19 protein-coding genes are annotated in these 20917 nt (G+C 35.8%); 6 read left to right on the forward strand and 13 right to left on the reverse strand.

The features are described 5' to 3' along the window. From ACTTKV_RS08455 to ACTTKV_RS08480, 6 genes are all read left to right on the forward strand, one after another. Positions 1-489 (forward strand): amino acid ABC transporter ATP-binding protein (locus ACTTKV_RS08455; protein ID WP_442550136.1); only part of this gene is annotated, 489 nt, incomplete at its 5' end. A gap of 13 nt (positions 490-502) precedes the next feature. Beyond that, complete coding sequence (locus tag ACTTKV_RS08460) at positions 503-1273, forward strand: transporter substrate-binding domain-containing protein (RefSeq protein ID WP_442550137.1); 771 nt, start codon at positions 503-505, stop codon at positions 1271-1273. Positions 1274-1401: 128 nt separating this feature from the next. Beyond that, on the forward strand, positions 1402-1680 hold the full coding sequence (locus tag ACTTKV_RS08465; RefSeq protein WP_442550138.1) for a hypothetical protein: 279 nt from the start codon (positions 1402-1404) through the stop codon (positions 1678-1680). A gap of 64 nt (positions 1681-1744) precedes the next feature. Continuing rightward, entirely contained in the window at positions 1745-3697 is a 1953-nt protein-coding gene (locus ACTTKV_RS08470) for a methyl-accepting chemotaxis protein (protein ID WP_442550139.1), read from the forward strand. Between the two features lie 316 nt (positions 3698-4013). After that, a complete protein-coding gene (locus tag ACTTKV_RS08475) occupies positions 4014-4730 on the forward strand; it encodes a transporter substrate-binding domain-containing protein (protein WP_442550140.1) in 717 nt (238 codons plus the stop codon). Between the two features lie 104 nt (positions 4731-4834). Further along, positions 4835-7576 carry a M16 family metallopeptidase gene (locus ACTTKV_RS08480; protein ID WP_442550141.1) on the forward strand — a complete coding sequence of 914 codons (2742 nt, stop codon included), beginning with the start codon at positions 4835-4837 and terminating at the stop codon, positions 7574-7576. A 64-nt stretch (positions 7577-7640) separates the two neighbouring features. On the opposite strand, the gene ACTTKV_RS08485 is transcribed toward ACTTKV_RS08480, so the two are convergent. From ACTTKV_RS08485 to ACTTKV_RS08545, 13 genes are all read right to left on the reverse strand, one after another. Beyond that, on the reverse strand, positions 7641-8531 hold the full coding sequence (locus tag ACTTKV_RS08485; RefSeq protein WP_442550142.1) for a hypothetical protein: 891 nt from the start codon (positions 8529-8531) through the stop codon (positions 7641-7643). Between the two features lie 52 nt (positions 8532-8583). Further along, positions 8584-8805 carry a nicotinate phosphoribosyltransferase gene (locus ACTTKV_RS08490; RefSeq protein WP_442550143.1) on the reverse strand — a complete coding sequence of 74 codons (222 nt, stop codon included), beginning with the start codon at positions 8803-8805 and terminating at the stop codon, positions 8584-8586. Positions 8806-8838: 33 nt separating this feature from the next. After that, positions 8839-9132, reverse strand: a complete 294-nt coding sequence (locus ACTTKV_RS08495) for a putative quinol monooxygenase (protein WP_442550144.1) — start codon at positions 9130-9132, stop codon at positions 8839-8841. Between the two features lie 64 nt (positions 9133-9196). Beyond that, positions 9197-11029, reverse strand: a complete 1833-nt coding sequence (locus tag ACTTKV_RS08500; RefSeq protein WP_442550145.1) for a dynamin family protein — start codon at positions 11027-11029, stop codon at positions 9197-9199. Next, a complete protein-coding gene (locus ACTTKV_RS08505) occupies positions 11022-13109 on the reverse strand; it encodes a dynamin family protein (protein ID WP_442550146.1) in 2088 nt (695 codons plus the stop codon). The genes ACTTKV_RS08500 and ACTTKV_RS08505 overlap by 8 nt, the downstream gene beginning before the upstream one ends. Before the next feature lie 108 nt (positions 13110-13217). Further along, a complete protein-coding gene (gene tsaD, locus ACTTKV_RS08510) occupies positions 13218-14222 on the reverse strand; it encodes a tRNA (adenosine(37)-N6)-threonylcarbamoyltransferase complex transferase subunit TsaD (RefSeq protein ID WP_442550147.1) in 1005 nt (334 codons plus the stop codon). Beyond that, positions 14219-15517 (reverse strand): M99 family carboxypeptidase catalytic domain-containing protein, encoded by a 1299-nt coding sequence (locus ACTTKV_RS08515; RefSeq protein WP_442550148.1) that lies wholly within the window; start codon positions 15515-15517, stop codon positions 14219-14221. Before ACTTKV_RS08515 ends, tsaD begins: the two co-directional genes overlap by 4 nt. Beyond that, positions 15517-16752 (reverse strand): uracil-xanthine permease family protein, encoded by a 1236-nt coding sequence (locus ACTTKV_RS08520; protein WP_442550149.1) that lies wholly within the window; start codon positions 16750-16752, stop codon positions 15517-15519. The genes ACTTKV_RS08515 and ACTTKV_RS08520 overlap by 1 nt, the downstream gene beginning before the upstream one ends. Continuing rightward, a complete protein-coding gene (gene dxr / locus ACTTKV_RS08525) occupies positions 16739-17848 on the reverse strand; it encodes a 1-deoxy-D-xylulose-5-phosphate reductoisomerase (RefSeq protein WP_442550150.1) in 1110 nt (369 codons plus the stop codon). The genes ACTTKV_RS08520 and dxr overlap by 14 nt, the downstream gene beginning before the upstream one ends. After that, complete coding sequence (locus ACTTKV_RS08530) at positions 17830-18561, reverse strand: phosphatidate cytidylyltransferase (protein WP_442550151.1); 732 nt, start codon at positions 18559-18561, stop codon at positions 17830-17832. The genes dxr and ACTTKV_RS08530 overlap by 19 nt, the downstream gene beginning before the upstream one ends. Positions 18562-18788: 227 nt before the next feature. After that, positions 18789-19688 carry a restriction endonuclease gene (locus tag ACTTKV_RS08535; RefSeq protein WP_442550152.1) on the reverse strand — a complete coding sequence of 300 codons (900 nt, stop codon included), beginning with the start codon at positions 19686-19688 and terminating at the stop codon, positions 18789-18791. A gap of 382 nt (positions 19689-20070) precedes the next feature. After that, the gene (locus ACTTKV_RS08540; protein ID WP_442550153.1) at positions 20071-20790 is read right to left on the reverse strand and encodes a fumarate reductase iron-sulfur subunit; all 720 of its coding nucleotides are present in this window, start codon (positions 20788-20790) and stop codon (positions 20071-20073) included. Continuing rightward, on the reverse strand, positions 20783-20917 hold a 135-nt coding region (locus ACTTKV_RS08545; RefSeq protein WP_442550154.1), incomplete at its 5' end, for a hypothetical protein. The genes ACTTKV_RS08545 and ACTTKV_RS08540, both read right to left, overlap by 8 nt.

Consider the following 20917-nt stretch of genomic DNA (forward strand, 5'->3'; position numbering starts at 1 on the left):
ATGGTTTTTCAGCACTTTAACCTTTTTGCAAACAAAAACGTCTTGCAAAATTTAACCCTAGCTCCTATAAAAGCTGGGATTTTGGATAAAGAGAGTGCTGAAAAAAGAGCCGACGAGCTACTAAAAAGCGTGGGTCTAAGCGATAAAAAATACGCCTTCCCACACAAGCTCTCGGGTGGTCAAAAGCAGCGTATAGCAATCGCTAGAAGCCTTGCGATGAATCCTGAGGTTATACTCTTTGACGAGCCAACAAGTGCGCTGGATCCTGAGATGATAGGTGAGGTGCTTGACATTATGAAAGATGTCGCAGCAAAGGGTATAACGATGCTTGTGGTAACTCACGAGATGGGCTTTGCAAGGAATGTAGCAAATAGAATTTTCTTTATGGATAAAGGCAAGATAGCAGTCGATGACACGCCAAAAAATGTCTTTACAAATCCACAGCACGAGCGTCTACAAGAGTTTTTAGGTAAAATTTTAAATCACTAATAAAGGATAAAAAATGAAAAATTTTTTAAAAGTTCTAGCGTTAGGCTTGGTTTTATTTTTTATGGGTTGTGGTGATAACACTAACAAAAAAAGTGCAGCAAATGCGCCAGAGGCTAGCAAAGAGGTGGTTTATAAAGTCGGATCAAGTGCTGATTATCCTCCGTTTGAATATCTTGATGAAAAAAACCAAATCGTTGGTTTCGAGATAGATTTATTAAAAGAGATCACCAAAAAAACTGGGATCAAATTTGATGTTGCAAATATGAATTTTGACGGCCTTATCTTGGCCTTGAAAACAGGCAAGATCGATATCGCAATAAGCGGTATGAGCGCTACTAATGAGAGAAGAAAGTCGGTTGATTTTACTAAACCATATTATTTTTCAGAGAATTTATTTATCCGCAAAAAAGGCTCAGATGTAAATAAAGACAACCTTAAAGATAAGAAAATTTCAGCTCAAGTTGGCACACTTCAAGAAGAGGCAGCTAAAAGCATAACAACTAAGTCAGTACCAGCTGAAAACGTAGCAGCCGCTATCATGTCACTAAACGCTGGTAAGATCGATGTTGTGCTAACCGATAGTCCAATAGGGATTGAATATTTAAAACAAAATCCAGACTTAGAGGAATTTTTAAGAGTTCCTGATGGCACAGAGGGTTTTGCAATGGCGTTTGATAAAGGCAAACACACTGAGCTTATCAAAAAGATAGATGGTGCGATTGATGAGTTGAAAAAATCTGGCGAATTTGACAAAATGCTAGATAAATACGGTTTAAAGAAATAAATTTTTAAGTAGAAATTTGCAGAGAACAAAGAGTTTTCTGCAAAAAACTTATGAATTTCTAGTTTTTAAATTTTAATAATATTTAAAGTAAAGTTAATAAAATAGGCGAATTATTTTAAGGAGAAAAAATGAAGCTTCTCAGGATGAGAACAGCATTTATTTTAAATGATATGCTTTTTATTTTTAGTAGTTTTGCTAAAAATTTTTACACTAATGCAACTAAGAAAAAATTTCTACTTTTTATCGACAAAATTGAATATAAAATAAAATTTTACATTGATTTATTGATTAATGCCTTGTTTCAAATGGTGCAAAATAACTCTTTGGCTAACTCTACAGATATGTCAAAAAGGTTATTGTTTGCTTGCTATAAAAAATTTAAGCACAATAAAAGCTTTACTGCTTAAAAATATAAAATATTTTATTGAGCTAGTATTAAAATAGAAAAAGATAATAGAAAAGGAGAATAGAATGAATAATCTAGGTATTAAATTTAAGATTATGGCAATAGTTGTCGTCAGTCTTATTGGATTTGGCATAATGAGTGCGTATATGCTAAATGGCATAATGAAAACTCGTGCAAAAGCTGAGTATAGTGAGAAGATAGTAGATACGATAATAAATCAAAGCACTTTTATTCATGAGATGCAAAAAGAGCGCGGATTTAGCTCAGGCATACTAGCTGGAGGAGACAATACAAAGCTTATAGCTCAACGAAAAAATGTAGATGAAGCACTTGAAAAGCTTGACGAAAAAAATGAAATAACTCCAGAATTAAATAGTATTCGCTCAGGCGTAGATCAAAAGAGCGGTGATAATCCAATCGGACGTATAACAAAAATTCTAAGAAAAGAGGTTGTTACTATAAATAGCTATAGTGATAAGCTTGAGCCTAGTCTTGTAGATGATTTGAACCGCGCTATCATCATTGGCGAGATAAAAGAGTCTTTTGGTATTTTACGTGCTACTCTAAATGGTGTTTTTACTAAAAAAAGCATAAGTAAAGAGGACTATAACAAGGTAGTTGCACTAAATAGCGTTATAAATAAATTTATGCAGGATTTTGACGAATACAATCCAAAAGAATTTAGTACGGAATTTGATAATATCGCTAGAAAAAAATCAGACTTTACTGATGCTATGAATATCATCAAAAACGTAGTTGCTACCGAAGATGCATCTTATGATGCACCAAGCTGGTTTTCAAAGATAAGTGTTTCGATAGATGCGATGAGGGAGCTTGAGCTTAAGCTGCTTGATAATATGCAAAAAGATGCAAAGCAAATTAAAGGCGAGGCGGATACACAGCTTATTATCAGCGCTACCGTGATTGCTATTTGTATTATACTCATGCTGCTAGTATCTACATTGATAGGTAAAAATTTGATCTCAGGCATAGATCAGACTAAAAATGGATTAGTTAGATTTTTTGACTTTTTAAATAATAAAACTAATAAAGCAGAGCTTCTAAATCGTAACGGTAGTGACGAGATCGGACAGATGAGCAAACTGATAAATGAAAATATTAAACAAATTGAGGCAAATTTATCTGAGCAAAATAATTTCATCAAAGAGGCTAATACATTTGTAAATCAAATCGGTAAAGGCAACTACGTAGCTCAACTCAATGCAGACACTTCAAATCCTGCGCTTAGCCAACTAAAACAGACATTTAAAGATTTGCAGATTGCACTTAAAAATGCTATCGCAGCAAATGGCGACGATGTGCTAAATTTACTAGAAAGCTTCAAAAAGCAAGACTTTACCAAAAGGCTTGAGGATGATGGCAAGATGGCCGTTGGCATTAATGCTCTAGGTGAGAAAATAGCAAATATGTTAAAGGCTAATTTAGAGCAAGCACATACATTGGAAGAAAAAGCTGAGTTCTTAACTCAATCTATGAGAGAACTAACAACAGGTGCAAATGTACAAGCAAGCTCACTTCAAGAATCTGCAGCTGCAGTAGAGCAAATGTCAAGCTCGATGAATGCAATATCTCAAAAGACATCAGATGTCATTAGGCAAAGTGATGAGATCAAAAATATCATAACTATCATTAGAGATATAGCCGATCAGACAAACCTACTAGCTCTAAACGCAGCAATAGAAGCAGCACGCGCAGGAGAACACGGTAGAGGCTTTGCGGTAGTTGCAGATGAGGTTAGAAAACTAGCTGAAAGAACTCAAAAATCTCTAACAGAGATAGAGGCAAATACAAATGTATTGGCCCAATCAATCAATGAAATGAGCGAATCTATAAAAGAGCAAAGTGAAGGAATCAACATGATAAATCAATCAGTTGCTCAAATAGATACTCTCACAAAAGACAATGTAACAATTGTCAATAAAGCAAATGAAGTAACATCTGATGTTGATAGCATGGCTAAGACAATAGTAGGTGAAGTTAGAAAAAGCAAATTTTAATCCTTGCAATATCTCTTATCAATCATTTAACCCTCGAGATAGCTTGAGGGTTAAATCTCTCTTTTAAGTTTTTAAATTTTTATCTGATTTGGTAAATTTTGTTTTTTGCATTAGTAGATATAAAAAATATCATCTTGGGGTAGTTTAAATCTGATGACTAAAATCATACAATATAGAGTAAGGGTGCGGCACTTTGATATCTTGATATGGTTTTTATCTTTTTGTTTCTAGCATCTTTCTTTTGTCATTAATTTAAACGAATTTTAATAGATAAATTCTGATAATTAGCCCACTAAATCACTTTAAAGGATACGACATGAAAAAAATCTTTGCTCTTTTGATTACGGCTTTTGTTGCTCTTTGTGCAAATGAGCTAAAATTTGGTACAGCGGCGAATTATCCACCATTTGAATATATTGATGAAAGCAATAAAATAACAGGCTTTGACATCGATCTGATAGACGAAATTTCAAAGCGTGCAGGTTTTTCGTATAAGATAGTAAACATGAGCTTTGATGGCCTTATCCCTGCGCTGAAGGCCGGTAAGATAAATGGCATCATAAGTGCTATGAGCGCTACCGCAGATAGATTAAAGTCGATTGATTTTACAAAGCCATACTATTTAACTGAAAACATCTATCTAAAGAAAAAAGGAAATGATGCTCTAAAAGCAAAAGAAGAGCTAGCTGGTAAGAGAATAGGCGTACAACAAGGCACAATTCAAGAGCTAGCCGCAAACGCGATAAGTGGAGCAAAAGTAGTACCTGCAGAGGATACTGTGCCACTTGTTATGGGGCTAAAAGTTGGTAAATTTGACGCAGTTATCCTTGATAGCTCTATTGGATATGGATTTATTAAAAAGAATCCTGAGATTGAGGAATTTTTTAAAGAAGTTGATGGCAGTGAGGGCTTTTCTATAGCATTTGATAAGAGCAAAGAAACTGCACTAATAGAAAAAATAAATCAAATTTTAGATGAGATGAAAAAAGACGGAAGCTACGAAGCTTTACTTAAAAAATACGATCTAAAATAATACTTCCTAATTAGCCTGTAAATTTCTACAGGCTATCCTTTATTTTACATTTTCAAATTTCTACTAAAATCCCCCTTTTTACCTAGAAATTTAAAGGAGAAAAAATGAGAAAATTTTTAGTGCTTTTGTGCCTAGCACTTAGCCTAAATGCTTTGCAAAACGACAAAGATATGCTAAGTGGTGAGCTTAAAAATGGACTGAAATACTATATAAAAGAGAATAAATTTCCACAAAAGACAGCCATTTTTTACTTAGTTATAAACTCAGGCTCAACTGATGAAAAAGAGAATGAAAAAGGACTTGCTCACTTTTTGGAGCATATGGCGTTTAATGGCAGTCGTGACTTTAGTAAAAATGAGCTAATCAAGCAACTTGAAAGCCTTGGTGTAAAATTTGGAGCTGATCTAAACGCACAAACTAGCTATGATCAGACCAGCTACACGCTAAGCATAAATGTAAATGAGAAAAATTTAAAAGATGTTTTTAAAGTCTTTTCAAACTGGGTTGATGGCGTAAGGGTTGATGCCAAGGAGCTTGATAAGGAAAGAGGCGTCATAATGGAGGAGGAGCGTCAGCGAAACACGCCAGCTTATAGGCTTTATAAAGCACAGACAAAGGAGCTTTTTGGTGGCTCTATCTACTACGATAGATCGCCAATCGGCGACATGAAAGTGATCAAAAGTGTGAGTGCACCAGAGCTTCAAAAATTTTACGAGAGGCTTTATCAGCCAAGGTTTATGAGCTTTGTAGCAGTTGGTGACTTTGATAAAAATGAGATCAAAAATTTAGTCCAAAATAGTTTTAATGGAGCAAAAAATACAAACAACTACGTTCATCCAGCTAAAGATATTGCCTTTAAAGATGGGCTAAATGTCTTCAACTACGACGCAAACGAGACTGGCATAGAAGCGGTTAGGCTTAGTTTTTTTACAAAATATGAGCCAAGACTAAATGAAGCTGATGCGAAGAGAAATTTAGAAGATAGCTTTATCTCAAGTCTTTTAAATATGCTTTACGAGCAAAAAAATGCAAGCAATTCATCAAATTTAAATGCTAATTTTTCTATGCAGGTGCTTCAGGCAAAGCAAAAAATTTATAGCTTTGATACAAACGTACTTGGAGGTGACTTTAACGCAAGCCTAAAAGATATGCTGGGCGTCATAAAGGGCGTGGAGAAATTTGGCTTTAATGCGGGCGATTTTGAAGATATGAAAAAGGCATACGTTGCAAATGCAAATGCTAAATTTAAGCGCTCAAAGAGCAAAAAATCAAGCTCGTATGCGAGTGAAATTTTAAATATGATAGAAAATGGTGGCTTTGTGCTTAGCGATGAGGATAGCAGAGATCTTAGTCTAAAGCTTTTATCGCAGATCACTCTTGATGATGTTAATGCTAGATTTAAGCAAATTTTAGCCACTCCTGATGAGCGTGTGAGAGTCTTTAGTAAAGATGGCTATAAGCTTAGCAAAGAAGAGTTTTTAAAGCTTCTAAGCGAGGCTGTGCCTTATGATACAAATTTAGTAAATCAAAATAAAGACAAGAGTCTAGGTAACGAAGATATAATACCCAAAAAGATCATCTCAAAAAGCTTTGATCAAAAGCATGGAATTTATACATATAAGAGTGAAAATGGCTCGCTTATCATCTTTAAGCCTCTTTTGACTAAAAAAGATAGTGTCTCTTTTGCAGCCGTGAGCAAGGGCGGTACGTCAAATTTGGCCGATCCAAAGCTTGGAAGCTTTGCTGTAACGCTTTCAAATGAAAGTGGCGTTGGTAAATTTAACAACTATGAGTTATCAAAAATTTTAAATGGCAAGATCGTAAGCTATCAAAAGAATATCGAAGGTCTTACGCAAGGCTTTTACGGCTCATCAAGCACAAATGACCTTGACTCGCTGCTAGCTGTAATAAATTTAGAGTTTAATGCTCCAAAAGCCGATGCTCACGTGCTAGAGCGTATCAAGCAAAGAGCAAAGGACAACCTTGCTAAAGAGCAAAATTTGCCAAATTATAAATTTAGCACTGAGTTTAGCAAGTTCTTTTATGAGAATAATAAACGTGTAGCGCCACTTGAGATGGCTGACATCGACTCTTTAAATCTAGAAGAGCTTACAAAAATAGTAAAAGATAAATTTACAAATGCAGCTTCATATATCTTTGTCATTGTTGGCGATACTGATGAGGCGAAGCTTTTGCCATTGGTTGAAAAGTATATCGCTACGCTACCAGCTGGGCAGGGCGAGGAGAATTTTAAAGATGATGGCGTAAGAAGTATCAAGGGTCAGCATACATTTAAAAGAGAGTATCAGACCTCAAAAAGAAGTGACGTGGGCGTGGATATTGTAAATTTCGATGCAAAATATAGCTATGAAAGTGCGATAAAAATAAGGGCATTAAGCTCAGTTTTAAAAACGGCACTTCGCGAGCAGATTAGGGAAGAGAAGGGGCAGACATACGGCTTTAGCCTAGCTATGAAGCTCTCACAGTATCCATATGAGCATTCAAATACCCTAATTGGCTTCACATGCGATCCTGCTAATACAGACAAGATCATCGCTGAGATAAAAGAGCTGATCGCTCGCATTAAGCAAGGGGGTGCGATCTCGCCAAAACACCTAGAAGACTATAAGGCACAAAGTAAAATTTCTATAAAGAAAGAATTTGAAAAGTCCGACTTTTGGCTAAGAACCATCGTTTCAAATAAAATTTATAACACGCCACTTTATACTCCTGATGAGTATATAAAGGCTGTAGAGGCCGTCACAAATGACGATATCAAGGCGGCAGCTAGGCTATATCTTGATGAAAAAAATATGGTGATAAGTATAAATAATCCAAAGGAATAGTGAGAAATTTACAAGAAAATCAACCAGTCTTGAAATTTAAAGCTACTGAGTCAAAAATTTTAGCTTATGCTAGGATATTTTTTGACTCTAGCTTATTTAGTTTTTGCACTAGATCGTCAAAACTTGTGCCATTTTTAAGTTCACGTCTAATAAATTCCTCAAAAAACTCACGTTTTATATCTTTGTTGGTATAAGTCACGCTCTTTTTGGTAACTTGCATTGGTTTAAATTTCTCTTCTTCTATATCTTCATCACCGTTCTCATTAACTGGCGTAAGGGCGATATTTTGAAGCACATCAGCGATGCTTTCGCCTTTCTCAAAACTTTCTTTGAGAAATTTTAAAAACTCATCTTTGCTATTTTTATCAGCGTAGCTAACACGATATTGGAGTGGTTGATCTAAAAATTCTATCCGCTTTTTAGCAGAGTTTTGCTCGTAGTGAAGTGCACCATCCTTAAAAGAAATTTTTACATTCGCATGCTCCCCAAGTATCTTCTCAGTAGTGTACTCTAGCCATTTGTCTTTAAACTCATCTGCGCTTAAACTAGAGTCAAGTAAGCTCTGAGCCTCATGCCTTAGATAAAGACCGCCCAAGGCATGATTGCCCATGCCATCATTGAAATTCATTTTATATTTTTTGATAAATTCATCGACACTAAAGCCATTTTTATCACTAGTGATGATGGAGTTTGGTTGCCAAAGCTTCGTGCTATCTACAAAATTTTTAAGACTAGATATTTCGTCTTTGCTCATGCTACTATCAAGTCCATTTATCTTACCCCAGATAGAAATTTTGCCATCATTTGTGTAGCCAGAGAGTGGTGGACGTCTAAAATCCGCTGTTTTGTTAGAAATTTCTACTTCGTTTAAATTTGAATTAGCGACTTTTGGTTGTTTGCTAAAAGTATCTTGGTAGCTAAAAGTTTGGCTAAATCCATTCAGTGCATTTATCATGTCAAATCCTTTTAACACTATATCGGCAAGCGAATAGAAATTTTAAGTCGGACTATCTTTTGTTGCGGTACTTTTCAAAAATTTGAATTATTTGGTGTGAATCTTGTGAAATTTTGAGCTTATTTGGATTTTTACTAAGCAGCTCTTCTCTTAGAGAATCAATGATCTCTTTATCCTTTTTGCAGGCCTCAAAGCTTACTTTTCCTCTAAGTACGGCCATAAATATAATATCAGCAGTCGCATTTATCATCTCAAGCATTTTTTCTTCACTCATTTTTTATCTGTTTTTATCTTTTTAAAGCAAATATCATTCCTCTACGTGTATAAAATTTATGATCTTTACCTCTTGGCTATCTTTGCAAGACTCTAAAGCAGTGGCATTTTTTATCATGTGAACACTTTTCATGTGAGCTTCTTGGCTTGCTAGAGTATCCCAAATTTCCATAAAACAGTACTCACTCTGTGTCCCAGCGACCTTGCCACACTCGTAGTTTAGGCAGCCTTTGTCTTTTCTTGAAGCTGGCACGATCTCTTTTAAAATTTCTTCAAATTTTGCTTCAAAACCAGCTTTAATTTTTAAGTTTACATAAAACCCAATCATCTATCTATCCTTTAAAATTTTATTTTATATACCAAATTTGCAAACGCTAAATTCTAATTTTACCTCACATCAGTATTAACGAATTTTTACGAAGCTTTTCTAGCTTTAAAATTTGCTCTTTTGGTCTAGTTTCTAAGCTCTCAAGCATGGCGATTTTTGAGGAGTGGATTTTATTAAAATCTCTCTTTATATCAAGTATGACTTTGTTTAAAAATGAGGTATTTGAACACATTAAAGCTTCAAATTCATAAAGGCTAAATGAGTTAAGCATCCGCTCATAGACATCTTTTGCACTTGGTATATAAAGTGGTGTACCCATTTGCAAATACGAGCTTAGCGAGTTTTCTATCTTTTGCTTTAGAAAATGAACAGCAAGTTTTAGTGCATTTTCATAGTTTGATGCGACCTTTATATCGAGTTTTTCAAAAAAGAGTGAAATTTTTTGTGTCGCTATAATTTTAGCTCTCTCATAGTCTCTTAGGAAATTTTCATAGCTTTGTCCGGCATATGTATTTATTGATGTTATCTCGTAGCTTGAGCTAAGGTCATCAAAGGTATTAAAATTTTCATAGTGGGATTTGTAGATTAAAATTTCATTTTCAAGCTCTTTGTAAAGATTATCAAATGCAGTAATTATCGCATTTTCAAGCTCTTTTAGACTCTTTTTGTAGCCTTTAAAAAACTTGCTAAAAACCACATCATCATAGATAAGCTTTGAAAATACTTCATCTGTATCAAGGCTTATCATTTCAAATTTTTCTCGTTTGTATATTTCTTTATTGAGTAGCGTTTTTGTAGCTACAAATTTTTCTCTAGAAAATGGCTTAAGTAGTTTAAATATCTCATCTGATGCAAACTTTACAACCTCGTTTATGTCGCTATATCTAAGGGATATTTGCGGCTTAAACTCGTTTAAAATTTTCTCCAAATTTGAGTCTAAATTTTTATTAAAAAGATATAGAATTTTCTTTGCCTCGTTATAAATTCTTAGCCTATTTTCTTGCTCGCTTATTAAAAAATTTAGAATTTTTGTAGCTCTTGCTTTTATAAAATTTTCTTTAAAACTACTGTCTAAAAAAGTCTTTTTGATGGACTCTAGCGCTACGCTAAAATTTGAAATTTCAAGTAAGTCTTTATCGTCATTTGTGATGCCAAGTAGTGCTTGCTTTGACGAAATGGCTACACAATCAGCAAAAAGCTCACCATAAGTTTGCTTTGCGTGTGCTAGCAAGGCTTCAAGCTCGCTTGGACTTAGTTTGTCTTTTTGATTGATTAGGCATATTGCTCTTAGATCGTTAGCTTTTAAAATTTCTTTGATACTCTCAAGCTCGCTTGCCTTTGCAGCGTTATTTGAAAGGCTTAGCCAGATCACACCGCAAACTTTTCTTAAAGTATTTTTTGTCTCTTTTGTATCAGCATCTCTTAGTGAATTTAATCCTGGTGTGTCGATAAAATTTATCTCTTTTAAAATTTCACTTGGTGAGTAAAGTGTCATATTTTTGGTTTTCTCGCTCACGCTATTTAGCTCGGCTAACTCGCTACTTGCTAGCAAGCTCTCGCCGCCATCTATAAATTTCACGCTTAAAAGCGGTAACTTTGAAAATTTTAGCCTTACAGACTTAGCTGTGACTGGGGTAAGGCCTGATGGCAGCACGTTTGAGCCTAGAAGTGCATTTAAAAATGTTGATTTGCCACTTGAAAACTGGCCGATGACCGCGATTAACGGTGGTTCGTTTAGTGTGTTGATTAGTAGATTTAGGCTCTCTTTTATCTCTTTACTCGCATGCAAGCTGGGCTCGCTTAGCTCATTTGCAAATTTTGCTAGCTCGCCTTTAAAGTCATTTGTAAAAACTTTAAAATATCTCGCTTTATAGGCGTTTATAAACTCATTAAACATTTTCAAGCTCCATTAGAAGTGAGCTAATTTCATCTTGCACGGCGGAGGCTTTTTTGAGTTCTAAGATCTTATTTTTATTTTGTGTACTTAGTTCATTGAGCTTTTTATCAAGCTCATTTAGCCTTTTTTCAAGCATCTTTTTTTGCTCCATCTCATAGCTTTTTACTTTGCTTTGTAGCTGCTCTTTTTCATGCTGAGCTAATATTCCACAAAAATGTGAAATATCCTTATCTTTTAAAAGATCCTCTCTTAAGCCAAGGAGTGCCTCATCTGGCTCATTTTTGCTTGAAATTTTGGTCTTAAAGCTATCAAGAAGTTCGCCAAATTCGAGCCTGACGCCCATTTGCTCCAAAAAGTCATTTATGCTAAAAATTTCTTCTTTGCTTATCTTAAAGCCATCAAAGTTTAAAGCAATGTTTTGCTCACTTGATCTAATCTGCACCAAAGTTTCATTTCTAGCCTCTCTCATTAGTGCCATAACTCCGTCTTTTAGCGTAGTTTTTGCTATTTGCACAAGACGTCCAATATCTAGGCTTTGTTTTTTATTTTTACAGTAAGATATTTCGCTTTTAATCTTTTCAGTGATATTTTGTAAAAGCGTTTCAAGCCCCATTTTATAGATGCTCTCTATATTTTTATTCTCTAATTTTTCTAGCTCATTTTGTACTAAATTTGCAAGTCTTGTGAAATTTTCATTAAGAGAATTTTTGATATTTGCTTGCTCATTTTGCAAGGCTTCAAGCTCCAAAGCAGTAGCTTGAAGAGCTAAAATTTTAGCTTTTGTAGTTTCTAGCTTTTTTTGTAAGATATTTTGTATCTCTTTTTGGTATGAGCTTAAAATCATCGCTGATTTTTTAGAGTTTTTGCCAAAAAGTACCTCGTAAAGATACTCTTTAAACTCCTCCACGCCACTATTTGGATCACCATCAAGATAAGCTTTCGCACTAAGTACGAAATAATCAACCTCCACGTCATTTATCTGCTCGCAGATAGCCTTTTTTGTGTAGTTAAGTGTCTCGTTAAGCTCCTTTACATCAAGCTCATCAGCATGTGTCAGTACGATAGCAAGCCTTACGATGTGTGAGTTTTTTAGGCAGTTTTTTAAAAACAATACATCTTTTTGTGTGGCACTTTGTGAGGCATTCATGAGATGTGCTAAGAGATCACACTCTTTCATAAAATTTGTAGTTATTTCTTCTCTTAAGATAACGGCGTCATCTATGCCTGGCGTATCTATGATGCAGACATTATCCCTTAAAAGCTCCAAATCATCATAAAGCTCTACGCTTTTTACTAGATTTGCTGTTTTTGAGCTTGAGGATGTGTAGTTTTTGATCTCATCTAGGCTGATCTCTACGCTACTTGCAGGTAAATTTTCGCTTGTGAGTCCAAGCTTTACCAACTCATCAGGGCTATAAAAATTTACCTTTGCATGGCTGTTTGTAGCGTGCTTTAAGATGGTTAAATTTATAGTCTCAGGTATATTTGAAGCGCCAAGAACACGTTTGTTTAAAAGGGCATTTAAAAGGGTTGATTTGCCAGAGTTTATGACGCCACTTACTGCGATGTTAAAAAGCGTTTCGTTTGATTTTTTCTTGGCATTTTCTAAAGCTAATAAAAATTCTTTATCTTCATCAAGTGAGCTTGCCCTTTGATTTACCTCGTTTAGAAAATCTAAATTTTTATGAAAATAATCTTTTGATTTTTTGATAGAAACTTTGGCTTCTTCTTTATTGGCATTTTTGCTTAAAAGCTGGGACAAAAAGGTAAATTTTTCATCAGCAATAATCTCTTCATCACGCAGTTTTTCTAGGTAAAAAACTAGCTCTTCACTTGAAATTTTTTGCTTTTTTGCCTCTTTTAAAATAGCTAGCTGAGCACTTTGTATGCTAAATATATCAAGTCCTACGTTGAGTTTTTTTAAGATATGTCTAAACTCATCAAGCACCATAAACTCATCTAAATTTTTCTCATCGCAAGCCAAAAGAAGTGCCAGCAGGTCCGGATGAAATGGTACGCTCATATCGGCACTGGTATAAATTTTGTTTGCACGCCAAGCGTGATTTAAAAACTCGTCCATTAAAGATTCTTTTTCTTAAAAATTTTTAGATTTTATTATATTTTTACTTATGAAGTTATCAAATATTAAGTATATAAATTTCATTCTTTTTCTAAGAAAAATTTAAATTTATAGTACAAATTTTTTAAAGCTAATTCTTGGGTTTATGCTTAGTTCGTTATGCTTTATAAACTCGCCTTTTAGGTATTTTTCGCGTCCTGCTCTTGCTATCATTAAGGCATTATCAGAGCAAAACTCAAGTGGAGCCAGCAGAAGTTCACACTCATTTTTTTGGCAAAGTATCTCAAGTCTTTTTCGTAAATTTAGATTTGCGCTTGCACCGCCAACTACGCCAAAACGCTTAAAATTTCTTAATTTAAAGACCTTTTCAAGCTTATTTAAAATGTGTTCACAGGCTGTATTTTCGAAAGCGTAACAAATATCGGCAATATCTTTTTGAGTAATTTTTTCTAGCTTAGAAATTTCAACTCTGACTTGGTTTTTAAGTCCTGAAAAACTATATTCAAGGCGTTTATCATGAAGAAGCGGAATAGTAAAATGAAACCTCTCTTTGTCTTTGCAAAGCAAGGCGTTTTGCTGTACTACGGTACCTCCTGGATAGCCAAGATCAAGCATCTTTGCCACTTTGTCAAAGCTCTCGCCAAAACTATCATCGCCAGTGCTTGCTAGCTCTAAAATTTCACCATTTTCGTTTATTTCTAAGATCATTGTATGTCCGCCGCTTACTAGCAGTACACCAAGTGGAAAGGTAGCTTCACGCTCCAAAAATAGCGAGTATATATGACCCACTAGATGATTTACGGCGATTAGTGGGATATTTAGAGCTACGCTTAATGCTTTTGCCATGCTGACACCGCCTATCAAGCTCACACTAAGGCCCGGCTCATTTGTCACAGCGACCGCTTTTATATCTTTAAAATTTGGCAAGATACCCTCTAAAAGTGCTGGCAGCGCCTTTGTGTGAAGTCTTGCTGCAAGCTCTGGAACGACGCCACCAAAAATAGCGTGCTCTTCTTCTTGAGAAATTTTTTTATAATAAATCTGCTTTAAATCGTGCTCATCAATGAGTGCAACCGAGCTGTCATCACAGCTGCTTTCGATGCCAAGTATCATTTAAACTCCGCTAATATCATACCAGCAAATTTCTCTTTACTACTTTCGTTTGTATAAAATTCAACTCTATAAATTTTGCCGTCTTTATCTATGCTATAGCTTTTGTTTATGCTTTTTTTGGTCACTTCTTGCTCGCTTTCGTCCACGCTTTTTGTGCCATATCCTATGACATTTACACGTACATTTTTGAGTGATTTTATCTTAAAGCTATTTTTTACGCCAAATTTATCGCCACTTTTTAATGTAAGCTCCTTGCCATCGCTTATTAGTGAAATTTTATCAAGTGGCTTTGCAAACTCAAAATATTGCGGCTTTAATCTCGTAACAAAGCGGTTGCCATAATGTACTTTGAAGCTGTCATTTTCTTTTATTACAGCGATTAGTGGGTTTGGCGAACTGTAACTAATCTCACCTTTTTTAAATGGAACAAAATTTATCACTGGCCTTAGATTTTTAAGGCTTAGCACATAAGTATCAAATAGCTCAAGCCTGATCTCTTTTTCGATTGCTTTTTTTACGCTTTTTACATCAAGCGAAAACGGTCTTGTAAAGCTAATGCCAGCCTTTTTCATATACTCTTCGATCGCGATTAGATGATAATATGTCCTTTGCTCGGCATTTAAATTTTTACTAGCTTCGTTTGCAAAGGCTGATTTATTTTGCGTGATCGCATAGTATGTGAGGCTCTTTAGCATCTCTTGATCACCAAGTGCAGTATGGGTATTTTTAACATGATACTGATGTTTTTGCTCTAACAAATGCTTGTTTAAGACATCTTTTACGCTTGTTGCAATTTCTTCAAGCTCTGGGTATTTTGAGCCAGGAAGCGTACTTTGATCTATGATGCAAGTATTGCCCCATTTGTCCGGATTTTCATCTTTATTTATAAATTTATCTCTATAGTATCCGCTACCATCGTGCAAATTTAAGATGAGTGTAACGTTTTTATCAGTGATGACATCTTTTATCCGCATGACTGAGTTGTAGTCTGGATCATTTTTTTCGACGTGAGCGAATTTTCTATTCATATCACCTTTTGTGCCACGACTTCGCTCGATAATGCTTGGAAAATTTAAATTTGGCACAACCCAAAGAGAGCCCTTTGTGATGTTATAGTCGGTGGCCACGATTGAGGCTGCTAAAAATCCACCAGGCTCATCACCTTGAATGCCACCAAGTAGCAGCATTGTATTTTCACTTGGTTCGCCTTTTTTGATGAGTGCGTAGTCTAGAGTATTTGCACTGGTAAGACTAGTAGCGACAATAGCTACAAAAAAAAGTGAAAATTTACGCATTAATATCCCTCATAATGCTTGGTCTTTGGTAAAAGTAAATTTAAAACTATACCAGTAACCGCCCCAAGCCCTATACCTGAAAATTTAACCGCACCAAAATCAAGCACCATGCCACCGATGGCAAAGATAAAGATGAGAGCTACGATTATCATATTTCTAGGATCTGCAAGATCTACTTTATTTTTTATAAGAGTCTCCATACCGACACTTGCGATGATGCCAAAAAGCAGTAGCATGATACCGCCAATGACCGGAGCTGGAATAGTCGAAAGCATGGCTCCAAGCTTACCTACAAAAGCTAAAATGATAGCGGTAAGTGCCGCAAAGGTCATGATCGCTGGGTTATAAGCCTTTGTGAGACTAACCGCGCCTGTAACTTCTGAGTAGGTAGTATTTGGTGGACCACCAAAAAAAGCAGCAAGCGAAGTGGCAAGGCCGTCTCCAAGAAGCGTATTTTTAAGTCCTGGATTTTTTAAAAAATCCTCTTTTGTTACATTTGAAATAGCAAGCATATCTCCTATGTGCTCAATCGCTGGAGCGATAGCAATAGGTATCATATAAATGATCGCTTCAAACTCAAATTTTGGTGTAGTGAAATTTGGTATCCTAAACCAAGGTGCATTAAATATAGGGCTAAAATCGACCATACCAAAGCTGTAGGCCATGATATAGCCTGTAATGATACCAAGTAAAATAGGGATCAATCTAAACATCCCACGTCCTAGCATCATGACTAGGATTGTGGCTATTAGCGAGCCAGCTGCGACTATCATAGCATCATTTTGAGTATAAATTTCAGTGGCTGAAGTAGCCATTTTTACAGCATTTGGAGCAAGTATTAGACCTATTGTCATAATGACAGGTCCAACAACAACAGGAGGTAAAATTTTATGTAAAATTTTCTCACCACCAAAGCGAACCACAAGGCTTAATGCGACATAGAATAGACCTGCAAATATTATACCGCCCATAGTGACTGCTATGCCCCATTTTTCGATGCCGTACTGAAGCGGTGCGATGAAGGCAAAGGAACTTGCTAGAAAAATAGGTGGAACATTTTTTCTAGTAATTATCTGAAAAAGTAGCGTGCCAAGACCGGCCGTAAAGAGCGCGACGTTTGCGTCAAGTCCTGTGAGTATGGGCACTAGCACCAGTGCACCAAAAGCAACAAACAAAAATTGAACACCAATTAAGCTTTGTTTGGGATCAAATTTATAACCCTCATACCTTTGCATTTAACATCCTTTTTGCGTAATTTCTAACTTCTTTATCAACTTCAAAAATTTCATCTTGAGTGGTGATCTTTAAATTTCTAAATTTTTTCACTGAGCCTAAAATCAGCCTTGAGATATCTAAAAACGAGCATTTTTGCTCCAAAAAGTTAAATACTCCAACCTCGTTTGCAGCGTTTATTACTACGCCTAGATCAGGGCTTGCTAGAACTTCATCTTTTAGCGAAAAAACTGGGTATTTTTTATGACTGATTTTATGAAATTTAATGTTTTTAAGATCAAGTAAATTTGCGTGCGGAACGATATTTTCACTAATATTTTCAAACATAGCATGAGCGATAGCTAGCTTCATATCAGGGCGTGAGAGGTGCATCGTACTTGAGCCATCGATAAATTCAACTACGGCGTGTATTGCAGAAGTTGGCTCTATCACCGCTTCGATATCTTTGATACCATAAAGCCAGTAAGCCTCCATCACCTCAAAAAGCTTATTTGTCATCGTTGCACTGTCGATAGTGATCTTTGCCCCCATGTCCCAGTTTGGATGCTTTAGCGCATCACTTGGCGAGGCGTCTTTTAAAAATTTGATCGGTTTTTTGTAAAACGCACCGCCGCTTGCTGTGATGATAAGTTTTTTTGGTGCAGTTTTATTTTCAAGTAGAAATTTAAGTCCAAAATGCTCACTATCTATCGGTAAAATTTCTCTTGTTTTTAAAAATTTGCCACCAACTACCAGGCTCTCTTTATTTGCCAAAGCAAGTTTTTTATCAAGAGCTTGTGTCTTTAGGCTAGGAGCAAGGCCAGCAAAGCCAACAAGGGCATTGATGACCTTTTTTGAGCTTGAGTTTTCAAGCATTTGTAGTAAACCAGCTTCACCAAAAAATACATTTTTACTCTCAATATTTTTTACATTTTTAGCTAGCTTTTCATCACCTACGCAGACAAATTTTGGTTTAAATTTTAAAATTTGCTCATTTAGTAAATTTACATTTTTAGCGCAGCTTAACGCTTCAACCTTAACGCCAAATTTCTCGCAAAGGCTAAGAGTATTTTTGCCGATTGAGCCAGTTGAGCCAAGTATTACCACGAGAGCGACCAAAGTAGGGCTACTACGCCAAATAAATAGCCATCTATCCTATCAAGCATGCCACCGTGTCCTGGGAAAAGCGTGCCGCTGTCTTTTACGCCACAAAGTCTTTTTAAATAGCTCTCAAACAGATCTCCCCAAACTGCAAACACGCAGACTAAAAAGCTTGAAAATAAAATTTGGAAAAATCCTTCAGTTACAAAATTCCCAACAATGCAACCAATCACTGTGCCTATTACTACGCCACCTGCTGCACCTTCTATGGTTTTATTTGGCGAGCTTGGACTAAATGGATGTTTGCCAAACATTTTGCCAACAAAAAATGCACCGCTGTCGCTTGCAACTACGCTTAAAATAAGCCACACGAGATAGCCTATGCCATACTCTGAGTAAAGCATCCACATCATAAAGATAGGTGTGGTTGGGTATATAAAAGGTGCAACCAGCTTTAAATTTTCACTTTTTATGTGAGCCAGTATCGAAGCTACTAGCATAATAGCAAGGATCGCTATAAAAATTGGATTTGTAAAATATGTCAGTACATAAAACGCAAGAGCTGCAAAGACTAGCTGTTTGTGATCGATGTCGTAAAGCTTTAGTGACTCGTTGAATGCAAGATAAAGCACAGCACCGAGCAAGATAAAATTTAAAATATAATTATTAATAAAAAACACTATCAAAATAGCAACAAACATCAAAACGCCAGTGATTATGCGTGACTGCATACTCTCTCCTTAAAATCGTTATTTTGCCGTAATTATAACACTTAAAATTTAGACGGCGTTTATAAGAGTGAAATTTGGTTTAAAAAGTGTTTTGGGCTGGTAAAATTGGACTATTTTTATAGCAGAGCAAAGTTAAATTTTGTTTAAACTCATAAATAAAGTAAGGTCAAAATCAGACTATGTGGCCACCAGTAATATATGTGCAACAGTGATTTGTGGATTATTTTCTAAAAGTTATTTTCCTCAAAAAAATCAGTGTCGATTTTGCAAATTTCATAGGTTTGACTTGATTGAACTCCGACTTTGTACTTTATCATTAGCTCAGCCAATCTATCACCATCTATTAAGACTACGCTAAAATTTTGGTTGTTTTTGGCAAATTCTTCGGCATTTTTTGTAAATTTTGCTGTTGTTATAAAGACACCCTTTTTGGTATTTTTGTTTGATATAGCACCAATGAATTGCTGAATTTCTTGACTGTCTATGTTGCTTCCATCTTTATACCTCTTTGCTTGGATGTAAATTTTAGAAAGCCCAAGTTCATCTTCGTCTATGATGCCGTCTATTCCGCCATCTGGCCCCTTGTTTGTAAGACTACCGGTGCCATAGCTCATACTTTCTAAAAGCTCTGTTACTAGATGCTCGAAAAATCTCGGTTCTTTCTCTAAAATAATGGACAAAATTTCATTTTTAAGTTCTTCTTTGATTTTTTCGTACGCTTCTTTTAAGTTGTCATCTGGTGTGTTTTCTGTCACTTCCTTCTCTTCTTGTTTTATCTCTTGTTTATAAATTTCATTATACCAAGATAAAAATTTGCCCTCTTTATCTTTATTTTTTATTAGTTTCTTTCCAAAATTTGTTATAGAAAAGAGGCTTTTGCCAATTTTTTCAAGAGGCTTCATCTCTGGTTTTGATTTTATTTGTGCTGTGGTGGCCAGATATGTTAGGGCCCAGTCGGCACGATTTATATAAGTTAGTGTTCCTCTTTTTATCCTTTGAGAAAAGTCTTCATCGTTTAGTTTAAAATAATTTATTATAAATTTATGAATTTCGCTTCTGCTCATTTTGTCATTTTGTGCGATAAATTCTAAAATAGGCAACATCATATCTTTATAGCTTGGTATCATTTTATATCCTTAAATGAAGTAGGTTGGTTGCCAAATTATATAAATTTTTACCAAAAAACTCTCTTGCTTTTTACATTTTTGTAGCTATAATCACCGCATGAAGTATACAAGTTTGACAGATTTTCTTTTTGAAAATATCAGCTCTTTTTTTGAATGTGATCGCTTTGTTATTTGCGATATCTTTTTGCTTTAACGTTGGATTTGGTATTTTATTTTTAATTATGTTACCACTTGGGTATGTAATGGGCATAGTTTTATTGGTTCCGCTTTTAATATTTGTATTTTTCTTGTTTGCGGTGCTGGATATTTGTGTCTGTATCTTGGCTTCTATTTGTAGTATTAAAAATTGATAGTAAATTTAGGGGCTTTTACAGCCCCTTTTTTACTTTATTACAGCCATCTTTCTGCGCATATACGCAATCCTGCTTTGTAGCGGGAGGTGTTTAGGGCAGTTATCCTCGCAGCCTAGCAAAGTCATACAGCCAAATACGCCGTCATCATCGCCGATAAGCTCGTAAAAGTCCTCGTCGGTTCGTTTATCAAGCGCATCGATTTTAAATCTAGCTACGCGGTTAAGTCCGACCGCACCGATGAAATCAGGCCTCATGATAGCCGTGCCGCATGAAGCCACGCAGATACCGCACTCGATGCAGCGGTCAAGCTCAAATACTTCTTGAGCAACATCTGGCTCAACTTTTTCCTCAAGCTTAGAGATATCTGTCTCGTGATCTGTATGTATCCAGCTCTCCACACGCTTACTCATTGCGTTCATCCAGTTACCAGTGTCTACGCTTAGGTCTTTTAGTAGCTTAAATACCGGCAAAGGCATAAGCTCTATCACGCCACTTGGATAGTCTTTGGTTAGTGTACGGCAAGCAAGCTTTGGTGTGCCGTTAATTAGCATACCGCAGCTACCGCAAATTCCCGCACGGCAAACGAAGTCAAAGCTAAGATCCGGGTCAAATTTCTCGCGAATTTGATTTAACGCTATAAAAAGCGTCATACCATCAGTTTCTTCTAGCTCGTATGTTGCAAAATGTGGCTTTGAAATTTTGCTTAACGGATTATATTTAAATGCTTTTATAGTTATTTTTCTACTCATATCCTATTCCTGCTCTTTCGTTTGGTGCTTTATATTTAGGCTGAAGATCATAGTGCATTAGTGCTTCTTGGATCTCGTATCTGCCTTTGCCTTCGGCTTCCATTTTGGCGCGGATCTCATCGACCTG

It is taken from the genome of Campylobacter sp., assembly GCF_052169515.1.
Classification (GTDB): Bacteria; Campylobacterota; Campylobacteria; order Campylobacterales; family Campylobacteraceae; genus Campylobacter_A.